This window comes from Collimonas sp. OK607, assembly GCF_900111995.1.
Classification (GTDB): domain Bacteria; phylum Pseudomonadota; class Gammaproteobacteria; order Burkholderiales; family Burkholderiaceae_D; genus Collimonas.
This window is the reverse complement of sequence record NZ_FOKF01000059.1, coordinates 1-23,425: the sequence shown is the minus strand read 5'-3', so window position 1 is coordinate 23,425 and position 23,425 is coordinate 1. Positions and strand designations below refer to the sequence as shown.

Annotated in this window: 20 protein-coding genes; 11 read left to right on the top strand and 9 right to left on the bottom strand. The window is 57.7% G+C overall.

What is annotated here, in order from left to right; genetic code table 11:
- Nucleotides 1-852 precede the first annotated feature (852 nt).
- The 3 genes from BM029_RS23920 to BM029_RS23910 all read left to right on the top strand — a co-directional run bounded on the left by BM029_RS23920 (nt 853) and on the right by BM029_RS23910 (nt 3,168).
- Nucleotides 853-1,782, top strand: coding sequence for a hypothetical protein (locus BM029_RS23920; protein WP_092440373.1), 930 nt, complete (start codon nt 853-855; stop codon nt 1,780-1,782).
- A 101-nt stretch (nt 1,783-1,883) separates the two neighbouring features.
- The gene (locus BM029_RS23915; RefSeq protein ID WP_170851211.1) at nt 1,884-2,411 is read left to right on the top strand and encodes a nuclear transport factor 2 family protein; all 528 of its coding nucleotides are present in this window, start codon (nt 1,884-1,886) and stop codon (nt 2,409-2,411) included.
- 37 nt (nt 2,412-2,448) lie between these two features.
- A complete protein-coding gene (locus tag BM029_RS23910; RefSeq protein WP_092440369.1) occupies nt 2,449-3,168 on the top strand; it encodes a DsbC family protein in 720 nt (239 codons plus the stop codon).
- A gap of 31 nt (nt 3,169-3,199) precedes the next feature.
- Here BM029_RS23910 and BM029_RS23905 read toward each other — a convergent pair whose 3' ends face one another.
- The 6 genes from BM029_RS23905 to BM029_RS23880 all read right to left on the bottom strand — a co-directional run bounded on the left by BM029_RS23905 (nt 3,200) and on the right by BM029_RS23880 (nt 11,383).
- Nucleotides 3,200-4,243: a 5'-methylthioadenosine/S-adenosylhomocysteine nucleosidase gene (locus tag BM029_RS23905; protein ID WP_244545201.1), complete on the bottom strand. Its 1,044-nt coding sequence runs from the start codon at nt 4,241-4,243 to the stop codon at nt 3,200-3,202.
- A gap of 61 nt (nt 4,244-4,304) precedes the next feature.
- A complete protein-coding gene (locus BM029_RS23900; RefSeq protein ID WP_092440377.1) occupies nt 4,305-4,889 on the bottom strand; it encodes a transglutaminase-like domain-containing protein in 585 nt (194 codons plus the stop codon).
- Between the two features lie 67 nt (nt 4,890-4,956).
- A complete protein-coding gene (locus BM029_RS26510) occupies nt 4,957-5,523 on the bottom strand; it encodes a CatB-related O-acetyltransferase (RefSeq protein WP_305764565.1) in 567 nt (188 codons plus the stop codon).
- Nucleotides 5,524-5,578: 55 nt separating this feature from the next.
- The gene (locus BM029_RS23890) at nt 5,579-9,202 is read right to left on the bottom strand and encodes an ATP-binding protein (RefSeq protein ID WP_092440365.1); all 3,624 of its coding nucleotides are present in this window, start codon (nt 9,200-9,202) and stop codon (nt 5,579-5,581) included.
- Nucleotides 9,199-9,951, bottom strand: coding sequence for a DUF4194 domain-containing protein (locus BM029_RS23885; RefSeq protein WP_092440363.1), 753 nt, complete (start codon nt 9,949-9,951; stop codon nt 9,199-9,201). Before BM029_RS23885 ends, BM029_RS23890 begins: the two co-directional genes overlap by 4 nt.
- A complete protein-coding gene (locus BM029_RS23880; protein ID WP_092440361.1) occupies nt 9,938-11,383 on the bottom strand; it encodes a Wadjet anti-phage system protein JetA family protein in 1,446 nt (481 codons plus the stop codon). Before BM029_RS23880 ends, BM029_RS23885 begins: the two co-directional genes overlap by 14 nt.
- Nucleotides 11,384-11,617: 234 nt before the next feature.
- Here BM029_RS23880 and BM029_RS23875 point away from each other — a divergent pair, with 234 nt between their 5' ends.
- Both BM029_RS23875 and BM029_RS23870 read left to right on the top strand, forming a co-directional pair.
- On the top strand, nt 11,618-12,628 hold the full coding sequence (locus BM029_RS23875; protein ID WP_092440359.1) for a DUF2804 domain-containing protein: 1,011 nt from the start codon (nt 11,618-11,620) through the stop codon (nt 12,626-12,628).
- 132 nt (nt 12,629-12,760) lie between these two features.
- A complete protein-coding gene (locus tag BM029_RS23870; protein ID WP_092440358.1) occupies nt 12,761-14,011 on the top strand; it encodes an Hsp70 family protein in 1,251 nt (416 codons plus the stop codon).
- Between the two features lie 13 nt (nt 14,012-14,024).
- Here BM029_RS23870 and BM029_RS23865 read toward each other — a convergent pair whose 3' ends face one another.
- Nucleotides 14,025-15,338, bottom strand: coding sequence for a voltage-gated chloride channel family protein (locus tag BM029_RS23865; protein WP_211482533.1), 1,314 nt, complete (start codon nt 15,336-15,338; stop codon nt 14,025-14,027).
- Nucleotides 15,339-15,341: 3 nt separating this feature from the next.
- Entirely contained in the window at nt 15,342-16,253 is a 912-nt protein-coding gene (locus BM029_RS23860; protein WP_092440356.1) for a LysR family transcriptional regulator, read from the bottom strand.
- 195 nt (nt 16,254-16,448) lie between these two features.
- Here BM029_RS23860 and BM029_RS23855 point away from each other — a divergent pair, with 195 nt between their 5' ends.
- From BM029_RS23855 to BM029_RS23845, 3 genes are all read left to right on the top strand, one after another.
- Nucleotides 16,449-16,832, top strand: a complete 384-nt coding sequence (locus tag BM029_RS23855; protein WP_092440354.1) for a DoxX family protein — start codon at nt 16,449-16,451, stop codon at nt 16,830-16,832.
- A 91-nt stretch (nt 16,833-16,923) separates the two neighbouring features.
- Nucleotides 16,924-17,778 (top strand): pirin family protein, encoded by an 855-nt coding sequence (locus BM029_RS23850; RefSeq protein WP_092440352.1) that lies wholly within the window; start codon nt 16,924-16,926, stop codon nt 17,776-17,778.
- Between the two features lie 87 nt (nt 17,779-17,865).
- A complete protein-coding gene (locus BM029_RS23845) occupies nt 17,866-18,525 on the top strand; it encodes an alanyl-tRNA editing protein (protein WP_092440350.1) in 660 nt (219 codons plus the stop codon).
- Here the strand turns inward: BM029_RS23845 and BM029_RS23840 are convergent.
- Complete coding sequence (locus tag BM029_RS23840; protein ID WP_092440348.1) at nt 18,518-19,009, bottom strand: Lrp/AsnC ligand binding domain-containing protein; 492 nt, start codon at nt 19,007-19,009, stop codon at nt 18,518-18,520. The genes BM029_RS23845 and BM029_RS23840 overlap by 8 nt on opposite strands.
- Nucleotides 19,010-19,215: 206 nt before the next feature.
- Here BM029_RS23840 and BM029_RS23835 point away from each other — a divergent pair, with 206 nt between their 5' ends.
- Genes BM029_RS23835 through BM029_RS23825 form a run of 3 tightly spaced genes read left to right on the top strand, consistent with a single transcriptional unit; the run spans nt 19,216 to nt 22,942 of the window.
- Nucleotides 19,216-20,502, top strand: coding sequence for a D-amino acid dehydrogenase (locus BM029_RS23835; protein WP_092440346.1), 1,287 nt, complete (start codon nt 19,216-19,218; stop codon nt 20,500-20,502).
- A 58-nt stretch (nt 20,503-20,560) separates the two neighbouring features.
- Entirely contained in the window at nt 20,561-21,667 is a 1,107-nt protein-coding gene (gene alr / locus BM029_RS23830) for an alanine racemase (RefSeq protein WP_092440344.1), read from the top strand.
- Nucleotides 21,668-21,703: 36 nt separating this feature from the next.
- Entirely contained in the window at nt 21,704-22,942 is a 1,239-nt protein-coding gene (locus tag BM029_RS23825) for a M20/M25/M40 family metallo-hydrolase (RefSeq protein WP_092440342.1), read from the top strand.
- Nucleotides 22,943-23,425 lie beyond the last annotated feature (483 nt).

Sequence of the window (23,425 nt, the reverse complement as noted above, 5' to 3'; positions counted from 1 at the left end):
CAGGAAATATGGGGCACCCTGATCGCCTACAACATGATTCGCCTGGAGATTGCCAAGGCAGCATTGGTGGTCAAATGTGAACCCACGCAAGTAAAGTAAGCTTCATCCGCGCCTTTCATTTGATCCAGTTCGAGCTTCACTGGGCCGCCGTCACCAGGTCCTACGGCAAGCTGCCCGCTTCGATGAAGCATCTCCGTGAAAGGCTCGTTAGCCTTCTCAATGACGAACGGCCCGATCGAAAATTCGACCGGGCCGTTAAGGCAAAACCACAGCGCTATGCTACTCGCGTTCTACGAAAACCTGCTTAACTGAACGGCATTACAGCTGTGGCTGTCATTTTTTTTACCAAGAATCATTCGCATGCAATGGCTGGACAACTGTATCACTCTGTAACATTTCATTACAATTTTATTTCCACATACCAATTAAATACATTGCCGCAGAGCAAAATCGCGGCGTACACTCCCTTCCCATGGTCAACCCAGACCACAATAAAATGATGCGGCCCGCGCTACCCTGCGGCGCTGGCACATGGCAGTACAACAGGAGGAATTGCATGATGCTCAGCTTCATTCGTTTTCAGCCGTACGCCTATCTAACCGCCTCAAGACCTCTCGCCCCGCCTCCGCACTTCTAGCTTCTCATTTCCTTCGCTTTACCGAATTTCAATCCTGGCGTTCTGCACGAATGCCCGGGTTGCACTAGACGCACCCGTCGCTCCGCCATGGCAGGTGGCGGCTCGCCCGTGCGTCGACTCTGAAGCGAGACGCAATCTCGCTTCAGTTGCGGTAACCGGACGCTCCCGATCGGACGCCCGGCTATGTCAATTCACATCAACTATGGAGAGATGCAATGAAATTGAATCGCAAATTAGTCGTCCTGGCGCTGTCTTGTGCGTACGCCAGTGTTGCACTTGCAGGCGCAGTCAAGGGATCCAGCGACTCGGTCTACAAGCCGACCGGCAAAGGCTGGGGCGAGCTCGACCTGGACGTGCAGACCCATGCACAAAAGGTTGCAACCCTGAGGGCGCAGCGCACCGCCAACCTGACCAACCAGGGCGGCCCCGTGATGACCGCACCAAAGAACGTCTACTACATCTGGTACGGTACCTGGGACAGCGCCTCGCAAAACGTGCTGACCAACCTCGGCAATCACATCGGCGGCTCGCCTTATTTCAACATCAACACCACGTACACCGATAAGGCCGGTACGCATGTTCAGAATGTGGTCAACTACGCCGGCACCGCTACCGACAGCGGCTCGCTCGGCACCAAGCTGTCCGACGCAAACATCGAGACCATCGTCGCCAACAGGATCAATGCCGGCGCATTGCCGCTGGATGCGAACGGCGTCTACTTCGTGCTGACCGACAAGAACACCACCGCAACCTCGGGTTTCTGCACCCAGTATTGCGGCTGGCATACCAACGCCACGATCAACGGCCAAAACATCAAGTACGCCTTCATCGGCAATCCTGAAACCCAGTGCGCAAGCTCGTGCGGCGCCAATACGCCAAGCCCGAACAACACGCCGGGCGCGGATGCGATGGCCAGCATCATTTCGCATGAGCTTGAAGAAGCAACCACCGATCCGGACGGCAATGCCTGGTACGCGTTGTCCAACGGTATGGAAAACGGCGATAAATGCGCATGGAATTTTGGCGCTACATCGACCGCTTCCAACGGCGCTGCATACAATCAGACCTTCGGCACCATGCGGTACCTGATCCAGCAAAACTGGACCTTGCTGCCGAGCCAGGCTTGCGCCCAACACTATCCGTGATGTCAAGACGATCGTGATGTAACATGGAATTCCGCCGCGGAGCGCTCCGCGGCGGAGCTTCAGCTGATGATATTTCCTATTCAATCGCCCGAGTCCATGCCATGAAAAAACTTCCTCTCCTGCTGGCGCTGCTGCTGGCAACCCCGATATGCAGTTTTGCGCAGCAAGCCGCTACCCCGGCCCAGAGAACCATACCGACCGTCACCCGCACGGTACAGATTTTCAGCACATTGGAAAACGAATTGAATGACGCTGTGCAGCAGCGCAATAGCGGCGTCATCGACAAACGCCTTGCCGACGATTACGAACTGCGCACTGCCGCCGCTCCCAACCGGCCGACGCCGCGCGCGGAATCGATCGCCAGCTCCCTGAAGCAGGCGCCGTTTGCATCGCAGGTGCAACAGATGGCGGTGCATGAATATGGCAACGTGATGATCGTCAGTTTCCTCTGGTCGCTGGATGTCGCCGCCTCCAGTCCGTTGGCAAAGAACATATTTATCGTCGATACCTGGAAACAAGTCGACGGCGACTGGAAACTGGCCACCCGTTATGCGGCGCCAACCGATGCGCAACACAAGAAGGTGCCGGGGGTCGATCTTTCTGGTATCGACACCAAGAAAAAAATCTGACGCTGAAACCTGTCTCTTTCTCACTAATGGAAACGCCATGACCCGGTTCAAAAAAACCTTGCTCTTACTGCTTGCCCTGGCGGCGGCGACTGCCGGCGCCGAGACCGTGCAGGAAGCCCGCATCAAGAAACTGATCGAGCCGCGCATGGGTGTCGGCATCAAAGTCGATTCGATCACTAAAACGCCGTATGCCGGACTGTATGAAGTGCGCACCAACGGCGACATCTTCTACACCGATGAAAACGCCGACTACATCGTGGTCGGCAAAGTCATCGATACCCGTACCTACAAAGACCTGACCAAAGAAAGAGTAGACCAGCTCGCGACGATCAATTTCCCCGACCTGCCGCTCGATGCAGCAGTCAAGACCGTCAAGGGCAATGGTAAACGGGTGTTGGCAATATTTGAAGATCCGAACTGTCCTTACTGCAAGAACCTGCACAAGACCCTGCAGGAAATCGATAATGTGACGGTCTATACCTTCCTGCTCAATATCCTGTCCGACGATTCAGTGGTCAAGTCGCGCGATATCTGGTGCTCGGCCGATCGCAGCAAAGCCTGGAACGACTGGATGACGAACGGCAAAGCCGCAGCGGTGGCCGCACCTGCCTGCCCGACACCCAATGACAAGGTGCTGGCGTTAGGCAAGAAGCTGCGCATCGTCGGCACACCAACTGTGTATTTCGCCGACGGCAGCCGGACCGGCAGCGCACTCGACGCCAAGGCACTGGAGCAGAAACTGGCTTCCCTGAAATAACCCCAGCTATGATCCGGCCTGTCCGTCCAGGTCAGCGACGGATGCGACGGCCCCATGCTTCCAGGAAGGCCAGCGTCACACTGGCCTCATTGGTCTCTGCCAGGCCGCTACCGAAGAAGGCGCCGACATCCTTGAAGTCATTACCTCCGGCCAGGTCGGACAAGCTGCGAAATGCAATAAAAGGCACGCGATTGGCATAGGCTACCTGCGCAAAGGCGCCGGTTTCCATATCCACTACCTGTGCCTGCAAGTTATCGTAGAGATACGCCCTGTATCCCGGATTGGCCAGGAAAGCGCTGCCCGAAACACCAAGGCCGCCAACCCGCAAGACCGGCTGAACGCTAACGCACAAGGACGGATTCTTTGGCCCGCACTTCGCCAGTGCCGGCTTCAAGGTACGCGCCAGCGCCAGCATCTCCGGATCGGCCTGGAAATCGAAACGGAATTCCCCTTGCGGCGCATTGGTAGAATTCATCACAAAATTATCGCGCATGAACAGGCCACTGCTGACCGGACCGTTGACTGAATCGATTTTGAAATCCGGGCGCGGCTTGCCGTTGTCGGTCGCCAGTTTGACGCCGAGGCAGCTGACATCGCCCGCCGCGCCGCAAGGCGCCGGCAGGCTGCCGTCGCCGTTCCAGTAGACTTCCATCGGCATCGCCCAGCTCTCCGGCACGGTGACGTCGCCGACATGGCTGGCAGGGTTGACGCCGCCGGCGATGCCGCTCATCAGCAAACGTTCGACATGGAAATGATCCATCATCAACTGCGTCACCATGGTCGCGTTAACCACGCTGACGCCACTGAGCACGATCACCACCTGGTTGCCGCGCAGCTCGCCGGTGGTAAACCGGTTGCCGTTGATTTTCCAGTCGCGTTTGTTCCTGGTCTGTTCCAGCAAGATGTCGGCTTCGGCGCCGAACGCCGAAACGATGCCGATGCGTGGCTTGCATTCAGTCAGGCAATGTGTGTCCGCAACCGGGGTCGCGCTGGCGGTCGCCATCATGGCGCCGCCGACCAGCAAGGCGCATGCAGTCCGGCGTAACATTTTCAATACAGGAGTTTGAGCAAACAAGGGCGTTCCTTTCGTTGGAGGGGCCAGCGGATGTAAGCAAAATGAATGCCTGAGCGCTAACTCACTGGACGGAAATCAATTCAATATCGGGAAGATTTTCTGCAACCTCCTGAACCGACGAATACGCTAACAATGCATTGATGACCAGGGGTAATGGCTCTTCCCAGATCTCCGGCAAGTTCCTTTCCTGTTCAGCCAGAACAGGAAAGGCCAATCTCTCGAACGGCGGCGTAAATCGCGCATCGACTCCGGGCTTGTTGCCTCTTGCATCAATTCGATACCAGCCATGGTTTTTCAGATAGACCGCATTCAATCCATGCAGGCAAAACGGCGGCCCTTCCATACCCACTGACAAACGTTGATAGCACAGCCCTGTCGGAATGCCATTGCTGCGTAACAGCGCAGCCAGCAGATGACTCTTGGCGTAGCAATAGCCGGTCCCATGAATTAGCACGTCAGAGGCACGGCAAGTCACCGGATTGAGCTTGAAATCCCAGCTATGTTTGATCTTGTCGCGTACGAACTCGAAGCAGTTTTGCACTACTTCCTCCTCGGACGTGCAGCCGGCAGCCAGGATGCGCGCCTGGCTGGCGACTGCCGGGTGGTCGCCATCAATATAGCTGCTGAATGCGAGATATCGGTTCAATTCAGGAGTGTGCGAAAACAAGAGAATCCTTTCATTTAACTGGCCCGGCAAGACGCGCTAAAGCCGTCTAGATTTTGTATCTTCTGATAAGACTCGTTAGCGCATCGATAGTGGGTTCCGCTGATAAATCCTGGTTTATCTGCTTAATGACTTCAACAGGAAAGTTCCACCACTCAAGTGCTAGCAGCAACTCTGTGACTTCCTTGCAAAAGCGGTTTTTTATCACCTTTGCCGGGTTGCCCCCGACAACCTCATATGGCATCACGTCTTTTACAACATTGGAATTTGCGGCAATTACTGCACCGCTGCCAATCGAGACGCCAGACATGATGGTCGTGCCGTGTCCAATCCATACATCGTTGCCGATTATTACATCGCCGTTTGTCGCCGGATGCCCTTGGATATCGGTTCCGTCAAATTCTTCTTGAAAAATATGCCCAAATGGAAACGTTGTTATCCAATCCAACCGGTGATTCCCACCCAAAAAAATAGTGATTGATGAGGCTATAGAACAAAAGGAGCCAATTGTCAGGGCCGCGCCTTCCCCCCCACTCTCTGATTGAGATGTTCTCAAAACCGTAAGTGAATCGACCGACCCTGATTGGGCTCTTGCCGACAAATCCAGCTGTTTCAATGGCGTGTGACATATGCTTCCGTATTGTCTGGTGACTCTGGCCGGAGCGGCGCACTCATGCCGTCGCCTGCTCGGCCGCCTCGAAATTAATCTGGGCCTGCTCACGTACCTGCGCTCGCCGCAACTCCCACAATTCGCGCAACTTGTCCGAGCGCAATTCACGTTCATCCGATTCCGAAACGAATCCGACTTCGCCGTTGCCATCTGCCACGGTCCGGCTGAAACTCCATTCGCGCGAGAACTCCGGCTTGATCGCCCCGGCGTGTTTGGTCGGCATGGCGCAGATCAATTGCATGCCGAGGTTATCGCGCAGGAATTTCAAGACATCGCGTGCGCGCCCCTCATCCATCTTGGCGAACGATTCATCGTTGACCAGCAAATGCAGGCTGTTACCCTTCTCGAAACGCTTGAGGCGATTGGTGACAACCGCCGCATGGATGATATACGCAGGCGTTTCCAGCTGGCCGCCGGATCCGGTACCCCACTCCGACAAGCGTACATGCGAACCGGTATCGGATTCCTTGTAGATTTCATAGCGCCGGTAATTGCGGTAATCGGCAACCCGTTGCAACTCCTTGACTGCCTTGTCTTCATCGTCGGACAACAGCAATTGCACCAGGCGGTCGCGCACCAGGCAGTTATCCGCACTTAACACGGGATCGGCAAACAGGCTGCTGGCTTCTTGCGTATCCGACATTTCTGAAGTGGCGCAGAAGAAGTCGTAGTAGGCTTTGAATTCCGGTACCCACTCCGACCAGTCGATGCGGAATTTATCGGTACCGAACTTGAGCTTGTCGAGCTCGATATTAAGCGTTTTCAAGGTACGCACACCGGTATCGACAGCATTCCGGATTTCGTAGCAAAACTGCTTGGTGAACACGTCGTTAAACGACGATTCCGCAGTGCGCAGCTGTTCCAGGTTCTTGATCAGGCCGATATCTTTTTGCCGCGTCAGCTGGGCTCGGGTACGGTCTTGCAAGGTAACCATCATTGCGTACAGCGGCGTGAAATCGCCATCGCGCGAATCCTCGCCCTGTGCGATTTCGAAGCGCTCGTCGATACGCGCATGGGCGTGATATTCGCCCAGCGCATTGCGTGCATCGCCGTATAGTTGCCAGCTGAGCGCGGTTTGTTTGGCGACATTGTCAGACGCCTTGAATGACGAATAGCTTCCTTCGCTGACCCAGGTTGCGACTTCGTCCGTGAGCGCGGTGAAGGACAAGCTGCCGTTGACAATGCACAGGTCACGTAGTTTTCCGGTGTCGCCATCAACCCGGCTTTGTTTGCCGGCCATGCCCAGGTTCAACTTGGTGATCGCGGCCTGATGACCTTGTATGGATTTTTCGTGACCGCCGATATTTTTGCTGCAAGCAGTCTTACGCGCTTCCAGGCCGGCGATCTCGACACTCAATACTTCCGCTTCATCTTCCAGCTTGCTAACCTCGGTCAAATCGAGCCGGCTCAAATCCTGGCGTGCCCCGTCGAGTTCGCGCACCAGGTTTCCCAATTCGTCGATCGCGGCAAAGGACGGGCATTGCAATTGCCCCATCATGGCCAGCGCACCCTGCAGGTCGCGCAACTGCGCACGTACCTGTGTCAGCTCTCGTTCTGCTTCAGCATGTTCTTGCTCGGCACGCTGCTTAGCGAGCCGCTTGGTTTCCTGGCCGAATACCAGCAGGTCCGCATCGGCAGTGAACATGGTGCGCGAACCGCTGCCCTTGCCATCCTTGGTCAGGCCGCGCGAGGTATGGCGCAGGGCTTCGGTATCGGCCACCTTTACTACCTGTCCGAACTGCTCATGCAGATAAGCCTGGGCAATCGGATGCTCGGTGCTGAGTTCATGTACGATGGAGTCGCTGGGGGTTCTTTCGATTTTCAGGTTCTTCAGGCAGAAACTGCCCTGAATCACATTGGCGCGCAATTTCTTTTGGCGTACAAAATCGATGGCTTTACCTTCCCATGCCTGATCCACCACCAGGTTGAAACGCGCACCGCCCAGGTATCCTTCGATCGCCGCTTGCCAGTCGGCCGACATCGGCTCCACCAGGTCGCACAACACCTGGGCCCGCGCGGCGCCGAGTTCGGAGCGGAATTCTTTCAGTGCGTGGCGGATATGCGCCGGATAGTCGGCGCCGCCCTCGGCCAGATTAGCTTTGCGCGATGCAGCGTCCTTCTCGCGGCGCAAGGCTTCATGCTCGGTTGCGCGCAATTGTGCGATCTGGGTGTGCAGGGCCGATACGAAACTGTGTTCGATGCCGGCCAGCGCGCCGTGCAATTTTCCCAGGGCTGCATCAACGCCTTCAAAGTCATTGACCAGCATGAGCGATTTCAGCACGTCTACTTCGTCAGCTTTGGCCAGTTCAGCGATGCTACGCAGATGTACGGCCAGATCCAACGTGCCGGCAGCCGACAACGCCAGCACTACCTGGCGGGCAGCATCGGCAATCTCCTTTTGTTCCGACGGGATCTGCATGCCGGCTACGTCGCGCGCTGCGGTTTCCAGCTTCTGCGCCGCCAGCGCATTGTGTTGAAGCACATTGAACACGGCTTTGATCTTGCCGTCGCTCTGCTCGATCTGGTTTTGAATCCGGGTCTTTTGTTCGGCGGCAGGAATCCCCATCATCTGCGCGTGAATCTGCGTCAGGCTGCGGTTCTTGGCGGCGCGGTCCTGCTCCAGCTTGTCGGCGCTTTCGGTTTCATCGTCGATCAATGCTTGCAGGCCGTCGATGGCGGCAGTCGCCGCTTCCAATTGCCGCTGGTCTTCGCGCAAAGCCAGCGACGATACCAGCAGCTGCGACTGGCTTGCCGATTGATGCGCGCGCGCGGTATCGCTGACGGCTTTGCCGAGCAACTCCAGGCGCTTGACGTTGTCCGTCAGGCGCTCGCCTTCCTTGCGCAACTCGTTCACCTGCCGCATCAGCTTGCTGATCTGGCCTATGCGCTGCGACAGTTGCGTAGTGTCGAGTTCCAGGATCTGGTGCTTGACCAGATCGTCGACGCTGCCGATAGGTTTGTGCGCGATCGACTGGCTCCAGGCTCTTGCAGCGCTTTCGGCTTCAGCGAAAGAAACGGTTTTCTGACCGCGGAAACGACCGTACAACTGGCACAGATACTCGCGCTTGCTATCACGGAAATTGGTGATGCCGCGGTATTTCCCGGCAAGATGATGCTCGATCTTTTCGACTGCAACCACTGCCATGCCGCCATCGATCTCGGTCGAAGTCAGATCATCCAACTGCAACGCAACGCCGTCGATGATCAGCAAGGCCAGCCGTTCCGATACCGCCTGACGCCGCTCGCCGGCGCCATCGACCCGGGCCGACGCCGCCACCAGTGCGGTGAACTCGCGCCCTTCTTCACCTTCGCTCGGTTTGAAAACCGCGGCGATATAGCCATGTGCGCCGTTGGGACGGGCGAACAGATTATCCTCGGCGCCGACGATGTAGGACCACAAGGTACGCTTGGTCTTGCCATTGCGCGCGCCTTGCGTGGTTTCATCCTGCCCCGGGTTATAGCTGAAAATATTTTGATAAACAGCGGTCATCACGGTTTGCAAAGCATCCAGCATGGTCGATTTGCCGGAACCGGTGGGGCCGGTCAGCAAAGTCATATTGCCCATCGGGTACTCTTGCGAACGCAACGCGCCCCAGTTCACCAGGATCAGTTTATCCAGCTTCATTCGATGTTTCCTTCAATGCTTTCTTCTTCCATCATCGGTTCCATCACAGGTTCTGCCACTACAGGCAAGCTGGCTTGCTCTGTCTCGGGCTCTACTTCAGTTCCCGCCTGCAGCGGTTCCGATTCCAGCGCAGCTTCCAGCATATCGTCGCTGATGATGCCCAGGATCGTTGGCCGGATCGCCAGCAAGGCATCCTCATCGTCCATGGAAAAATTCGCCGCCAGACGAATCAGGCGATGCCGCTTGAGATCGTTGAGCAGGCGCTGCCGTTCGATATTGGTCGGTGGCAGGGTGCGTTTCAATTGCGTCTGAAGCGTGGCCGACAGTTCTTCAAAGCGCGTCAATACCTCGCCAGAATCAGTCAGCCGGTTACCGCCTTCCGATAAACCTTGCTGATACTGGAAACGCAGCGCCAGCGCCGCAGCGACGAAATCCGGTGATAGCCGGGCGCGCAAGCCAGGCACCGGCTCCAGGCCGTCTTCCGGCATACCCGGCACTTCGGCGCCCGGGGCATACAGGCGGAAAAATTCACCCTTGAGATTGTGCTCCAGGCGAAAACCGCCAAGCTGGAAATAATCGCTCAGGCAAATTTCAATCCGGCGCGCATCGTCATACAGGCGTTGCTCGACGCCATCCTCTTCGCGGATCACGATGCCGGCTGCGAATAAACGGCCGACGATTTCGCGAAACCGCTCCAGCGACAAACCCTGCGTTGCCAGTTGTTCGTTCAGTGTTTCATTCAGTGTCATGTTTCATCTCGATCTGATAATCGTCGCCGGCATAAAACTCGTTCCAGAGCTTGCTCGGCAATTTCTGCACAGTCAGCCGCTCGTCGCGCGCACCGCGTACGGCTTCTACCACTTGCATATTGTTGAGGACATCGGTGGTGGTCGCCACCGGTAATGTCGAGAGGCGGATCGGCCGGTCGCGCAAGCGCAATTCGGCGCGGATGCGATGCACGATGTCATCGTTCGACAAGGCAAAGGCGTCCGCTTCGGCACGATACATGGCGGCCGCCAGCCTGGCGTCGCGTGTCACTTTCGGTTGCGCCGTCACGGTCAGAGCCTTGCGCCGTTGCAAAGCGCTGCGCAGCTTGAATCCGGATGGATCGAGCAAGCGGATTTCGGCCGGCGCGATGGCGGCGCCGAGACGTTCCAGCAGAGCGTTCTGCGCATCACCGCTGAGTTTTGCAGTCTTGCTGATGGCAACGCTATAGGCCTGCCGGGTCTGGCCGCCGCGCAGCATCAACGCTTGCTGCACGATACTGGCGGCGCGTTGCATGTAGACGCTCATGGCCTTGATCAGCTCCGGATGCTTGGTGGTGCAAGCTGCCTCCACCATTTCTTCGATGCGATCCAGCATCCAGTCCAGCGTCGACGGCCCCTGCCGCTCCTGGCTGGCCCAGCGCGCGATATCGTTGAGCTGCTCTTCCAGCGCCCGCGACTTGTCGTCTTCCAGGCTATGCAAACGGGCGATCACATCGCGGATGGCCTGCCGATGGCGTTCTATGCTGTCGGCAGTCAGTTGCTTCTTGAATTCCTTTTCGAAACGGTCAAGGAACTCCATGAAGCCATCCCATGGCGTTTGCGATGCTTCCAACATCAGACGCCGTACCAGTTCCTGGAAATAATCAACGCCTTCTGACAAGTCGCTAATGACTTTTTCGGCATAGTCGTAAGCATCGATCAAATCGTAGGCATCGACATTACGTAGCGCTGCATTGAGCGCATTGCGGCAGCTGCGGACATTGCGCTGACGAGTACGGGCGCTGCGCCGGTCTATCGCCCAGAATGCCTCGGCGAACAGCTTGCCGGCGCGCGTAAAGCGATAGGCGGTAACCAGCCCGGCGCGGTCGCCAAAGGTCTCCAGCCAGCCATCCCGCAGCAAGGTGCGCAACAGCGCGCTGCTGCTTTGCTGATCGTCGGCGCCGGCGGGGATGAAATCGTCTTCTGCCAGTTCGGCGCCCGCGGCTGCCTCTTCCTGCATCAACAAAATCTGGCGCGACTCCTGCACTACCGGCAACAGCAGGTCGCGCAAACCGTCACGCGTCAGGTTCTGGCCATAATCGGCGCTGGGGCCATGCAGCCGCTCATACAGCGCGCGCACACAAGCCACCACTACGCCGCGGTGCTTGCCGGCAAGCGGCCTGAAAAAATTAAGTCGGTCTGGTTCAAAAAACAATCGGGTTGCCTGCAGTAGTGACGTTGCAAAAAAGAAAATATATCGGATATTGGCGTTAAATGATGCTTTTGACGACTGTGTGTGTAAAAATCAATACCCAACCCGCCATTGTAATGGGTAGCGCACGCTATCACGAACAGGTCCAGGACAGCGGACAGAAAGCCGGATGCTACGCGACCTGACGTTGAAACCTACCGGATGCTCAACAATACTCACTGACGCCCTACCGCCCACATGATTTCTCGATCCCTGCCCGCTGCTCCCGCCAATGTCATCGATGCCGACGGCCAGCCGCGCATGGGGCGCTATGCCGGCAGCACCGGAGTGATCGACTGGTCGACGCTGGCCGCACCCTATGCGCGCAGCAGCCTGTGGCGGCGCTTCCATCACAAACGCTGGCAATACGTGGCGCTGTCGACGCCGCAACTACTGTGCGGTATCGCGATTGTCGACGTTGGCTGGACCAATACCGCTTTCGCCTATGTTTTCGACCGCCAGCAAGGCAAGCAGATTGCCGGCTTTTCGCAAGACGGCATCCCGGGCTTGAGCGCTAAAGTCAGCGATCAGGCGGGCGGGCCTAGCCGTTTCCACTGTTTCGGCAACCGGATCGACTATCAGCCCCCGACCGATGGCGGCGACGGGAAATATCAGCTCAGTTTGCAATGCGAGCAATTCGAGCTTGAGGCTGAGTTCGACGCCAGCCAGGCTGCCCCTTTGTTGCTGGCGGTCGGGCCGATCGTCCACGGTTCGGTGCACGCCACCCAGAAATCACCAGGCATGCCGCTCACCGGCGAGGTGCGCGTGGGAGACCAGCGCTATGCTTTGGAGGGCGGCGTCGCCAGCTTTGATTATTCGAACGGCTTGTTGGCGCGCAATACCGAATGGCGCTGGGCCTCGGCTCATGGCCTGGATATCGGTTTCAATCTGCAAGCCGGTTATTTCGGCAAGCAGGAAAACGTACTCTGGCTCGACGGCCAGCTGCATGCGCTCGGCAATGTACGTTTCGAGTATGACCTCGCGGCGCCGCTGGCGCCCTGGCATATCTATACCGACGACGGCTTGCTCGATCTGCAATTCATGCCGGAAGGCGCTCGCCGCGAAAACAAGAACATGCTGATCGCCGCCACCCGCTATATCCAGCCGATAGGCAGTTTCAGCGGCTGGGTCAAGCCGGAGCGCAATGCAGCTCCACGCCCGGTGGAACATCTGGTGGGCGTGACCGAGGAACATTTCTCGCGCTGGTGATGCCTCGTGGCAACAACGTGCTGTATCCGCGTACTAATTCGCAATTTTCCAACACCCTGCCGTATTTCCCCTGCACCGCCAATATCTTTGGTATACCATTGCCGGCCCCTTTTTTATTTGTGAGGTCTGTGCATGTCAAATGCTTGCGGCGTGGATTTCGGCACGTCTAATTCCACAGTTGGCTGGAGCAGGCCCGGACAAAATGCCTTGCTGCCGCTGGAAGACGGTAAAGTCACTTTGCCTTCGGTGGTTTTCTTTAACGCCGAGGACGATGCGTTCAGTTTCGGCCGCGCCGCGCTGAGCGGCTATCTAGCCGGTTACGAGGGGCGTTTGATGCGTTCGCTGAAGAGCTTGCTCGGCTCCAGCCTGATCGATGCCCAGACTGAGGTTGGCGGCCGCGCGCTGCCGTTCCGCGCCCTGCTGACCCACTTCATCGCAGAACTGAAAATACGCTCCGAACAAGCCGCCGGCAGGGAATTTCATAGCGTGGTGCTGGGCCGTCCGGTATTTTTTGTGGACGACAACCCAACCGCCGACCAACGCGCTGAAGATACACTGGCAGAAATCGCCCGCTCGGTCGGTTTCCAGCACGTTGCTTTTCAGTACGAACCTATCGCTGCCGCCTTCGACTATGAATCCACCATCGAGCGCGAGGAACTGGTGCTGATTGCCGATATCGGCGGTGGTACTTCTGACTTTTCGCTGGTGCGCTTGTCGCCGCAGCGCGCCGGCAACAGCGAGCGGCGCGACGATATCCTGGCCACCGGCGGTGTCCACATCGGCGGTACCGATTTCGATAAATACCTGAGCTTGTCCAGCGTGATGCCGATGCTGGGGCTGGGTAGCCGCCTGGTTAACAATAGCGAAGTGCCATCCAGTTATTACTTCAACCTGGCCACCTGGCACACCATCAACCAGATTTATACCCGCAAAGCCTGGCTGCAGTTGAAGGACGTGCAGCGCGAAACCGTCGAGCGGGAAAAATTCGGCCGCCTGCTGGATCTGGTTGAACAACGCGCGGGACACTGGCTGGCATTGCAGGTGGAACAAGGCAAGATCGGTTTGTCCGATGCCGAGACCGTACAACTCAGCCTGGACCGCATCGCACCGAACCAGGCGTTGAGCCTGACGCGGCAGCAATTCAACGCCAGTATCGGGCATCTGGTGAGTACGGTGGAAGACACCGTCGGCAATCTGCTGCGCGACGCAGGTGTCACGCCGGCGCAAGTCGATACGGTATTCTTTACCGGCGGCTCCAGTGGCGTGCAACTGTTGCGTCACAAGATTGCTGCGCTGGTGCCATCGGCAAAAGCGGTTGAGGGCGACTTGTTCGGCAGTATCGGCGCCGGCCTGGCGCTAGATGCGGTGCGCAAGTTCGGCTGAGTTTCAATACCTGCTACTCGACCTTTTCATCGGCCTTATCGGGCTTGCCGCCGCGTTTGCGAAAACCGGCAATCTCCGATAACCGCATACCCTCCGGAATCGTCAGGCGTTTGGCGTGACCTATCCGTTGTGCATGATAGATCCCGGTGTGGCCGGAAAACAGGTAGCTGACGACACAGGCGATACCGGCCAGCACGCCTATCTCCGGTCCGAATAATTCAATCGCCATGACGGTCGATGCGATCGGCGTATTGGCAGCGCCGGCAAATACGGCCACGAATCCCAGCCCGGCCAGTACCGGTATCGGCATCGACAGCAATTGCGCCAGGGCGTTACCCAAGGTGGCGCCGATATAGAACAACGGCGTCACTTCGCCACCCTTGAAGCCCGATGCCAGCGTCACCACTGTGAAGACTATTTTTCCCGCGAAGTCATATACCGGCAGTGGTTTCTCGAAGGCTTCCACGATCGTCGGAATCCCCAGTCCCAGATATTTATCCGTGCCCGGCAACAAGGCCAGCAGCACTACTGCAATGCCGCCGACAAACGGCCGCAACGGCGGAAATTTGATGCCACGCTTGATCAGGCGCGACAAGCCGTGCGTTGCTTGCGCGAACACCATGCCAACCACACCGAACACGATGCCGGCCACCAGTGTCGCGGCAAAGATGCCGATGCTGAAATGCGGCACGAATGGAATCGCATAGTGGGTATGGTGAACGCCGAGCAAACCCGGGATCTGGTCGCTGATGATGGCGGCAATGAAACAGGGCAGGATGGCATCGTAACGCAGGCGGCCGATGGCGAGTACTTCCAGCCCGAAAATGGCGCCCGCCAGCGGTGTCCCGAACACTGAGGCGAACCCGGCGCTGATACCCGCCATCAGCAAGATGCGGCGCTCGTCCGGTCCCAGGCGAGTGATACGCGTAATCAAATCGGCCAGGGCGCCGCCCATCTGCACCGCAGTGCCCTCGCGTCCGGCAGAGCCGCCAAACAAATGGGTAATCACGGTGCCTAATAAAATCAGCGGCGCCATGCGCTTCGGCACGATGCGCTGGGGATCGTGGATTTCGTCGATCAGCAGGTTGTTGCCACCCTCGACCGATTTACCCAGCAAGTGATAAATCAGGCCAACTGCAAAACCCGCCAGCGGCAACAGCCACAATAACCAGCGATGGGCATTGCGGGTATCCGTGGCCCATTCCAGCGACAGCAGCAACACTGCCGACGCCAGCCCGGCCAAAGCGCCGACCACGGATGCCAATATCAGCCAGCGCGCCAGGTACGCCAACATCAATAACTGCTCTGGATATTTTATTTTTTTCATCATTCAGGCCAGATCGAAAGTAGTCAGTTTTGATAATGCATCCAGCCACCAGCTGAGGGCGGGCCCGACCTCGCGATCCGGCCGATACACACACTGCATAGGCATTGCCGCGCCCTGCGGCGGCTGGCCGGCCGTCTGGATATGCACCAGCCGGCCGCTTGCCAGATCGTCGGCTACCACGTGTCGCGGCATATAACCCCATCCCAGGCCAGCCCGCAGCAAAGCGTGCTTGGTGCCCAGATCACTCATGCGCCAGGACAGGGAGGAATGCACCGCGAAATCCTGATTGGCGGTGAGCGCGCTGCGATCGCTCAGCACCAGTTGCACCTGTCGCTCCAGCACATGGGCTGGGATGCGGCCGCTGAACTGCGCCAGCGCATGGCTTGGCGATACTACCCCGACCAGCAGTATCGTGGGCAAACTGACGTGCAGTAAATTGGGGGGAATGATGGGCAAGGTGCCGAGTACACCCAGCATCGCCTCGCCATCGATCACGCGTTCGGCGACAGAGCCTAGCGCTTCGATCTCCAGGCGCACTGTAACGCCAGGAAATGCCAGCCGGAAATCGCCTAGCAACGCCACCAGCGCCGTGGTTGGGAAAAACACATCCAGTGCCAGGGTGATCTCCAGTTCCTGCCCTTGCGCATAGGCGGCGGCGCGCGCCTGCAGCGCATCGACCTGATCCAGCACCTGGCGCGTATCGCGCAATAGCTCGATGCCGGCAGCCGTCAGTTGTGGACGATAGCTGCTGCGATCGAATAAAGGCAAACCAAGCTGCCCTTCTAAAGTGCTGATCGCATAGCTGACCGCCGATTGTGCCCGCGCCAACGCCTTTGACGCGGCCAGGAAACTGCCGCTATCGGCGACCTGGGCGAACACGCGCAGTTGATCCAGCGATAGTCGTTCGATATTCATGGCCACTCAACAATATCTAATAATTAGATATTGATTATCGCAAGATAATCAATATCCTGCCAAACATAAGAGGATTAAGATGGCCTTGTTCGCTGTAACCAGCTCCCCCATATCGGCACACGATGATCAGTTGATGCGGTGCGATAAAAGCGAATGCTCACTTACACTAAAACCCTTTTATAGATTGGATCCATCATGCAAAGTTCGCCAACACTGTATCGCATCGGCCGGGTTCTGCTGGCTTCCTTGTTCCTCATTTCTGGCATCTTGAAGATCACCGCTTTTTCCGGCGTAGTCGGTTATATGAGCAGCATTGGCGTACCGTTTGCGAGCTTGGCCGTACCTCTTACCATCCTGGTTGAAGTCGGCGGTGGACTGGCGATCATGACCGGCTGGAACGCGCGTCCGGCGGCGCTCATCGTGGCGCTGTTCACGGTTGGCGCAACCCTGGCCGCACACCGTTTCTGGGAAGCAGATCCAGCCAATATGCAGGATCAGTTGAACAACTTCCTGAAAAACGTCTCGATCATCGGTGCGTTGCTGATGTTGGCAGCGGCCAGTCCCGAGCCGAAAAAATAAGCGCAATCCAAGCAATGAATTTAGCATCAATTCGTTAAGCATCAATTCGTTAAGCATCAAATCGTCAAGCTATCAAGGAACGGAGAATTTCATGAGTAAGCCAGTTTTCAATCGCCAACTCGAACGCCTGGTCACCGGCGTTGCGACCCAGGACGGCGCAGGCGTGAGCCTGGTGCGGGTCCTGACACACGACCTGCAACACCGTCTCGATCCGTTCCTGATGCTTGACAACTTCCACTCGGATAAGCCGGAAGACTATCTCGCGGGCTTTCCCGACCATCCGCACCGTGGTTTCGAAACCGTCACCTACATGCTGGCCGGCCGCATGCGCCATCGCGACAATGCCGGTAATGAAGGCTTGCTGCAGGCCGGCGGCGTGCAATGGATGACAGCGGGTAGCGGCCTGGTGCATTCGGAACTACCGGAACAGGAAGACGGCTTGATGAGCGGTTTCCAACTGTGGCTCAACCTGGCTTCGGGCGACAAGATGATCGCTCCCAGCTACCGCGATCTGCAGGCAGACGAAATCCCGCAGGTATCGCCGCAGCCTGGCGTCAAGGTGAAAGTGATTGCCGGTTCTGCTTTCGACACCGACGGCGCGGTACAAAGACCGCACACTGAACCACTGTATCTGGATTTGCAGCTGGAAGGCGGCCAACAGCTGGATTTGCCGATACCGGCGAGCCACAATGCGTTCCTGTACGTATATGAAGGCGAATTGCGCATCGGTGAAGATGGCCGTGCCGCACCCGCCGGCCGCATGGCAATCTTGAGCAATACTGCCGATGCCGCAGGTGTCAGCGTGCAAGCACAGGGTAATAGCCGCTTTCTGCTGATTGCCGGGCGGCCGTTGAATGAACCGATTGCACAATGGGGACCGTTCGTGATGAACACCCGCGAGCAGGTGGAACAGGCGATGCGGGATTTCCAGAATGGCAAATTCTAAGATTTAGCCAGGGAAAAAAGAGGCGAATATCGAATTCGCCCCTTTTCATTGCTATCCTTGTCAGACCTTTCCTCAGTCCGTTCGGCCATGACACTCAAGCTTTTCTGGCAAGACCCTTATCGCACGACGCTTGATACCAAAGTCGTCGCTGTCGACAACGACCGCATCCGCCTCGCGGAAACCATTTTCTTTGCCTTCTCCGGCGGCCAGGAGAGCGACGCCGGCACCGTGGCAGGCCACTCCGTGCTGTCCGCTGAAAAAGATGGCCTGGATATCGTCTACACACTAGCTCCCGGACATGGCCTGCAAGTCGGCACCGAAGTCGAGATCGTCATCGACTGGGAACGCCGCTATCGCCTGATGCGGCTACACTTCGCCGCCGAAATGGTCCTGCAACTGGTCTACCAGCTACGCCCCGGCATAGAGCGTATCGGCGCCCATATCTCGGCCGACAAGGCGCGCATCGATTTTGCCGATGAAAACAATATTGCCGTGCTGTTCCCGCAGATAGAAACCGAGGTAACCGCCCTGTTGAGCGCCGATCTGCCTATCGTCACCGCCTTCACCGACGAAGCGGCACAACGCCGTTATTGGGAGGTCGCGGGATTTGCCCGGATGGCTTGCGGCGGTACCCATCCGCGCTCAACTGCGGAAATCGGCGGCCTCAAGCTGAAACGCAAGAATACCGGCAAGGGCAAGGAACGCATCGAGATCAGCCTGCAGCCAGGGGCCGTCGCCGCTATTTAGTTTCCATCGATAACGCCAGCGTTTCCTTGATTTCTTCCATGACCACGTAGCTCTTGGACTGCGCGGCGCCGGGCAGTTGCAGCAGCATGTCGCCCAGCAGTTTTCGATACTCTGCCATCTCGCGGATGCGGGCCTTGATCAGGTAATCGAAATCACCGGACACCAGATGGCATTCCAGCACTTCCGGAATGCGCAGCACCTCGCGCCGGAACTGTTCGAAGGCATGCGCGGATTTCTGATTCAGCGTGATCTCGACGAACACCAGCAGCTTGGCGCCCACCGCCGCCGGGTTGATGCGGGCGTAATAACCATCGATAACGCCGTCGCGCTCCATCCGTTTTACACGCTCGATACAGGGCGTTGTCGACAAACCCACCTGCTCGCCAAGATCCTTCATCGACATCCGGCCATCCTGTTGCAACAACCGCAGAATATGGCGGTCCAGCTTGTCTAGGGTACGGCTCGATTCTTTGTAGATTCTCATATCCGGAATTTACTCATATTTTCAGTGTTAAGTCCTGAATACATCTGTTTATACAGTAACAAATGCTACTAAATAGCCATTAGCATAGCGCTTATTCCTGCAAATCAACAACAATTAATCAACACGCGATTTCCTATCTTTTGCTAGCCTGATTTTCAGTACACGCAGTAAGATAAAGATAAGAATTGGCGTCATGGAGATTCAAGATGCGAGTGCTTATCCTTGGCAGCGGTGTAGTCGGTGTTACCAGTGCTTATTATCTGGCGCGAGCCGGTCACGAGGTAACGGTCATCGATCGCCTGCCGGGGCCCGCATTAGACACCAGCTTTGCCAACGCCGGCCAGATCTCCCCTGGTTACGCGTCGCCTTGGGCGGCGCCAGGCATCCCGCTGAAAGCCCTGAAATGGATGGTGCAGGAACACGCGCCACTCTCGATCACGCCCGACGGCACCTTGTTCCAGCTGCGCTGGATGTGGCAGATGCTGCGCAACTGCAGTTCGGCCCGCTATGCGGTCAACAAAGAACGCATGGTGCGCCTGGCCGAATACAGCCGCGACTGCTTCAAAGTCCTGCGCGCCGACACCGGCATCGCCTACGAAGGCCGCCAGCTCGGCACCATGCAGGTGTTCCGCAGCCAGCAACAACTGGACGACGCCTGCAAGGATATCCAGGTGTTGCAAGACACTGGCGTACCGTTCGAATTGCTGACGCCGGACCAGCTGGCGCTGGCGGAACCGGCGCTGGAAGCGGTCAAGCACAAGCTGAGCGGCGCATTGCGCTTGCCTAACGATGAAACCGGCGACTGCCAGATGTTCACTACGCGGCTGGCAAAAATGGCCGAAGAACTCGGCGTGCGTTTCCGCTACAACCTGCAGATCGATGCGCTGACCCTGGCCAATGGCGAAATCGCCGGCGTCCAATGCGGCCCCGAACATCTGCAAGCCGACCGCTATGTGGTGGCGCTGGGCTCCTATTCGACCCGCTTCCTCGGCTCCTTGCTGGACATTCCGGTATACCCGCTCAAGGGTTATTCGATCACTGTGCCGATTGTCGATGCTGAAGCAGCGCCGGTCTCGACCATCCTCGACGAAACCTACAAGATCGCCATCACCCGTTTCGACGACCGCATCCGGGTCGGCGGTATGGCAGAGATCGTCGGCTTCAACAAGACGCTCAAGCCGAAACGCCGCGCCACGCTGGAGATGGTAGTCAACGACTTGTTCCCGGGCGCCGGCAACACCGCCGCCGCCAGTTTCTGGACCGGTTTGCGGCCGATGACGCCGGACGGCACGCCGATCGTCGGCGCTACGCATATCCGCAATCTGTTCCTCAATACCGGCCACGGCACGCTCGGCTGGACCATGTCTTGCGGCTCGGCGCAATTGCTGTCGGATCTGATTTCCGGCAAGCGGCCGGCGATTGCCTCGGATGACCTGGCGGTCGGCCGTTACAACAAGCACGGTATCCAACAGGCGCATCCCGCTTACGCCTGAGTCGATACCGGCGCCGTATCGGCTACGGCAAACACACCATTTTTGAACGGCACACATCATGCATCCACAAGCAGCACACGCGGGCGCCATCCTGACAGTCGATCTGAACGCCCTCCGCAGCAACTACCGTTTGCTGCGCGAGCAAGCGGGAACAGCCTTCTGCGGCGCGGCCGTCAAGGCCGATGCCTACGGACTGGGCGCAGAGCGGGTGGGGCCGGCGCTGGCGGCGGAAGGTTGTCGGCATTTTTTTGTCGCCCATCTGGATGAAGGCATCGCTCTGCGTCCACATCTGCCGGCAACGGCACAGGTATTTGTGCTGCATGGCCCGCCGGTCGGGACGGAACATGAATTCATCGCCCACGGACTGACGCCGGTACTCAACAGCCTGCAACAAATCCAGGGCTGGCACGCACTGGCGCAATCGCTGGAACGCCCGCTGCCGGCAATCATCCAGGTCGATAGCGGCATGTCGCGGATGGGATTGCCGGCGGCCGAAGCCGAAGCCTGGCTGGCCAACCCGCACTACCTGGAAAGCATCCCACCGCTGTTCCTTATGAGCCACCTGGCTTGCGCCGAACATCAAGGCCATCCAATGAACGAAAGCCAGCTGGCGCGTTTCAAAACGCTGCGCCAGCGCCTGCCGCAAGTGCCCGCCAGCCTGGCCAATTCCTCCGGGATTTTCCTCGGCCGCGATTACCAGTTCGACCTGGTCCGGCCCGGCGCCGCGTTGTATGGCATCGCACCGGTTGCCGGCGCCGCCAATCCGTTAAAGCCGGTGGTTGCGTTGCACGGGCGCATCCTGCAGACCAGGACCATCGAGCGCGGCGACCACGTAGGGTACGGCATCAGTTATAGCGCCACCGAGCAACGGCAGATCGCCACCGTCGGCGTCGGTTATGCCGACGGCTGGCTGCGCAGCATGAGCAATCGTGGCATGGTATTCATCGACGGTAGCGCGGTGCCGATGGTAGGCACCGTCTCGATGGATTCGATCACCATCGACGTCACCGGCATCGCCGCTGAGCACCTGCAGGCCGGCGCCCTGGTCGAGCTGATCGGGCCGCACCGTCCGGTTGACGAAGTGGCGAAATTGGCCGGCACTATCGGCTATGAAATACTGACAAGCTTAGGATTGCGCTACTATCGGGAATATGTCGGAAATTGACCCGTTGCAGCGACTCTTAAACTCTGTCCCATAATCATGAATAATTCAAAACTATCCGATCAGCTGACCAGCTGGATCGACGGCCACTTTGACGAAGAAGTCGGATTCTTGCAAAAGATCGTCCGCATCCCCACCGACACGCCACCCGGCAACAACGCGCCGCACGCCGACGCGGTAGCCGAGCTGATCACTGCCTGGGGCTGGCAAGCCGAAAAACATCCGGTACCGACCGCCACAGTCAAAGAATACGGCATGGAAAGCATCACCAACCTGATCGTCCGCCGCAAGTATACCGCCCCCGGTCCGACGCTGGCGTTGAATGCGCACGGTGACGTGGTACCGCCCGGCGAAGGCTGGACTAAACAGCCGTATGGCGGCGAAATAGAAAACGGCCGCATCTACGGCCGCGCCACCACCGTATCCAAAGGCGATTTCGCCACGTACATTTTTTCCGTACGCGCGCTGGAAGCACTAGGCGTACCGCTCAAAGGCGCGCTCGAACTGCACTTCACCTACGACGAAGAATTCGGTGGTTTGCTAGGACCGGCCTGGCTGCTGGAAAACCAGCTAACCAAACCCGACCTGGTAATCGGCCCCGGCTTCAGCTACAACGTCGTCACCGCGCACAACGCCTGCCTGCAGTTTGAAGTAACGGTGCATGGCAAAGCAACCCACGGATCGATGCCAGAAACCGGCCACGATGCATTGCAAGCCGCAACCAAGGTCCTGCAAGCGATCTACGCCAAGCTACCCGACCTGAAAAAGATCACCTCGGCGATTCCAGGCATCACCCATCCGACCATGATTGTCGGCCGCATTGATGGCGGCACGAATACCAATGTGGTGCCAGGAAAAGTAGTCCTGAAGATGGACCGCCGCATGATTCCGGAAGAAGATCCGACAGCAGTAGAAGCAGAAGTAAGAGCGATGATCGAAGCCGCGGTAGCAGGCCTGCCAGGCATCCGCGTAGAAATCAAACGCCTGCTGCTGGCACGCGCGCTGCGCCCCCTGCCAGGCCACGAAAAACTGCTAGCCAGCATACAACGAAATGCACAGACAATCCTCGGCGAAGCCATCCCAGCCAACGGTTCAGCGCTATACACCGACGCCCGTCTGTATGGCGAACACGGCATTCCGGTGGTACTGTACGGCGCAGGTCCACGCACCCTGATGGAATCCAACGCCAAGCAAGCCGATGAAAATCTTGCGCTGGATGATTTGCGTAAAGCGACCAAAGTGATTGCGCTGACTTTGCTGGATTTTTTAGCGGAGTAAATTCAACATAACCAACTAACAGACAACAGGCGGTTGCGGTTGCGGTTGCGGTTGCGGTTGCCGTTGCCGTTGCCGTTGTTTTTGAAGCTGCTTTTGACGTGAATTCCGCATTGGGACGCTGCCAAATGTGGCGCGTGTCAGTCGGGAATTGTGGGAAGACATGTTTGAGCGAAGCGAGTTGGTTTCCCCACCCGACTGATACGCGCCGCATTTGGGGACCTGACCGGAGGGAAGGCAGTGGCTTTGCGGTCGCCTTTTCTTTGCTTACTTTCTTTTGGCCGGGCCGCGCAGGCGAAGCAAAAGAAATGGAATGGACGCCTCCCCCTCAGGGGCGAAGCTGACAAGACGGGATGGAATTCGGAGGGCGGGTTCTCGCTGTCAACGGCATCATTGTGCCAAAGTAGAGGTTCGCAAAAACCACTTAAGACAGGAGAACCCGAAATGAAGAATACCGTAATTGGTGTTGACATTGCAAAGACTGTT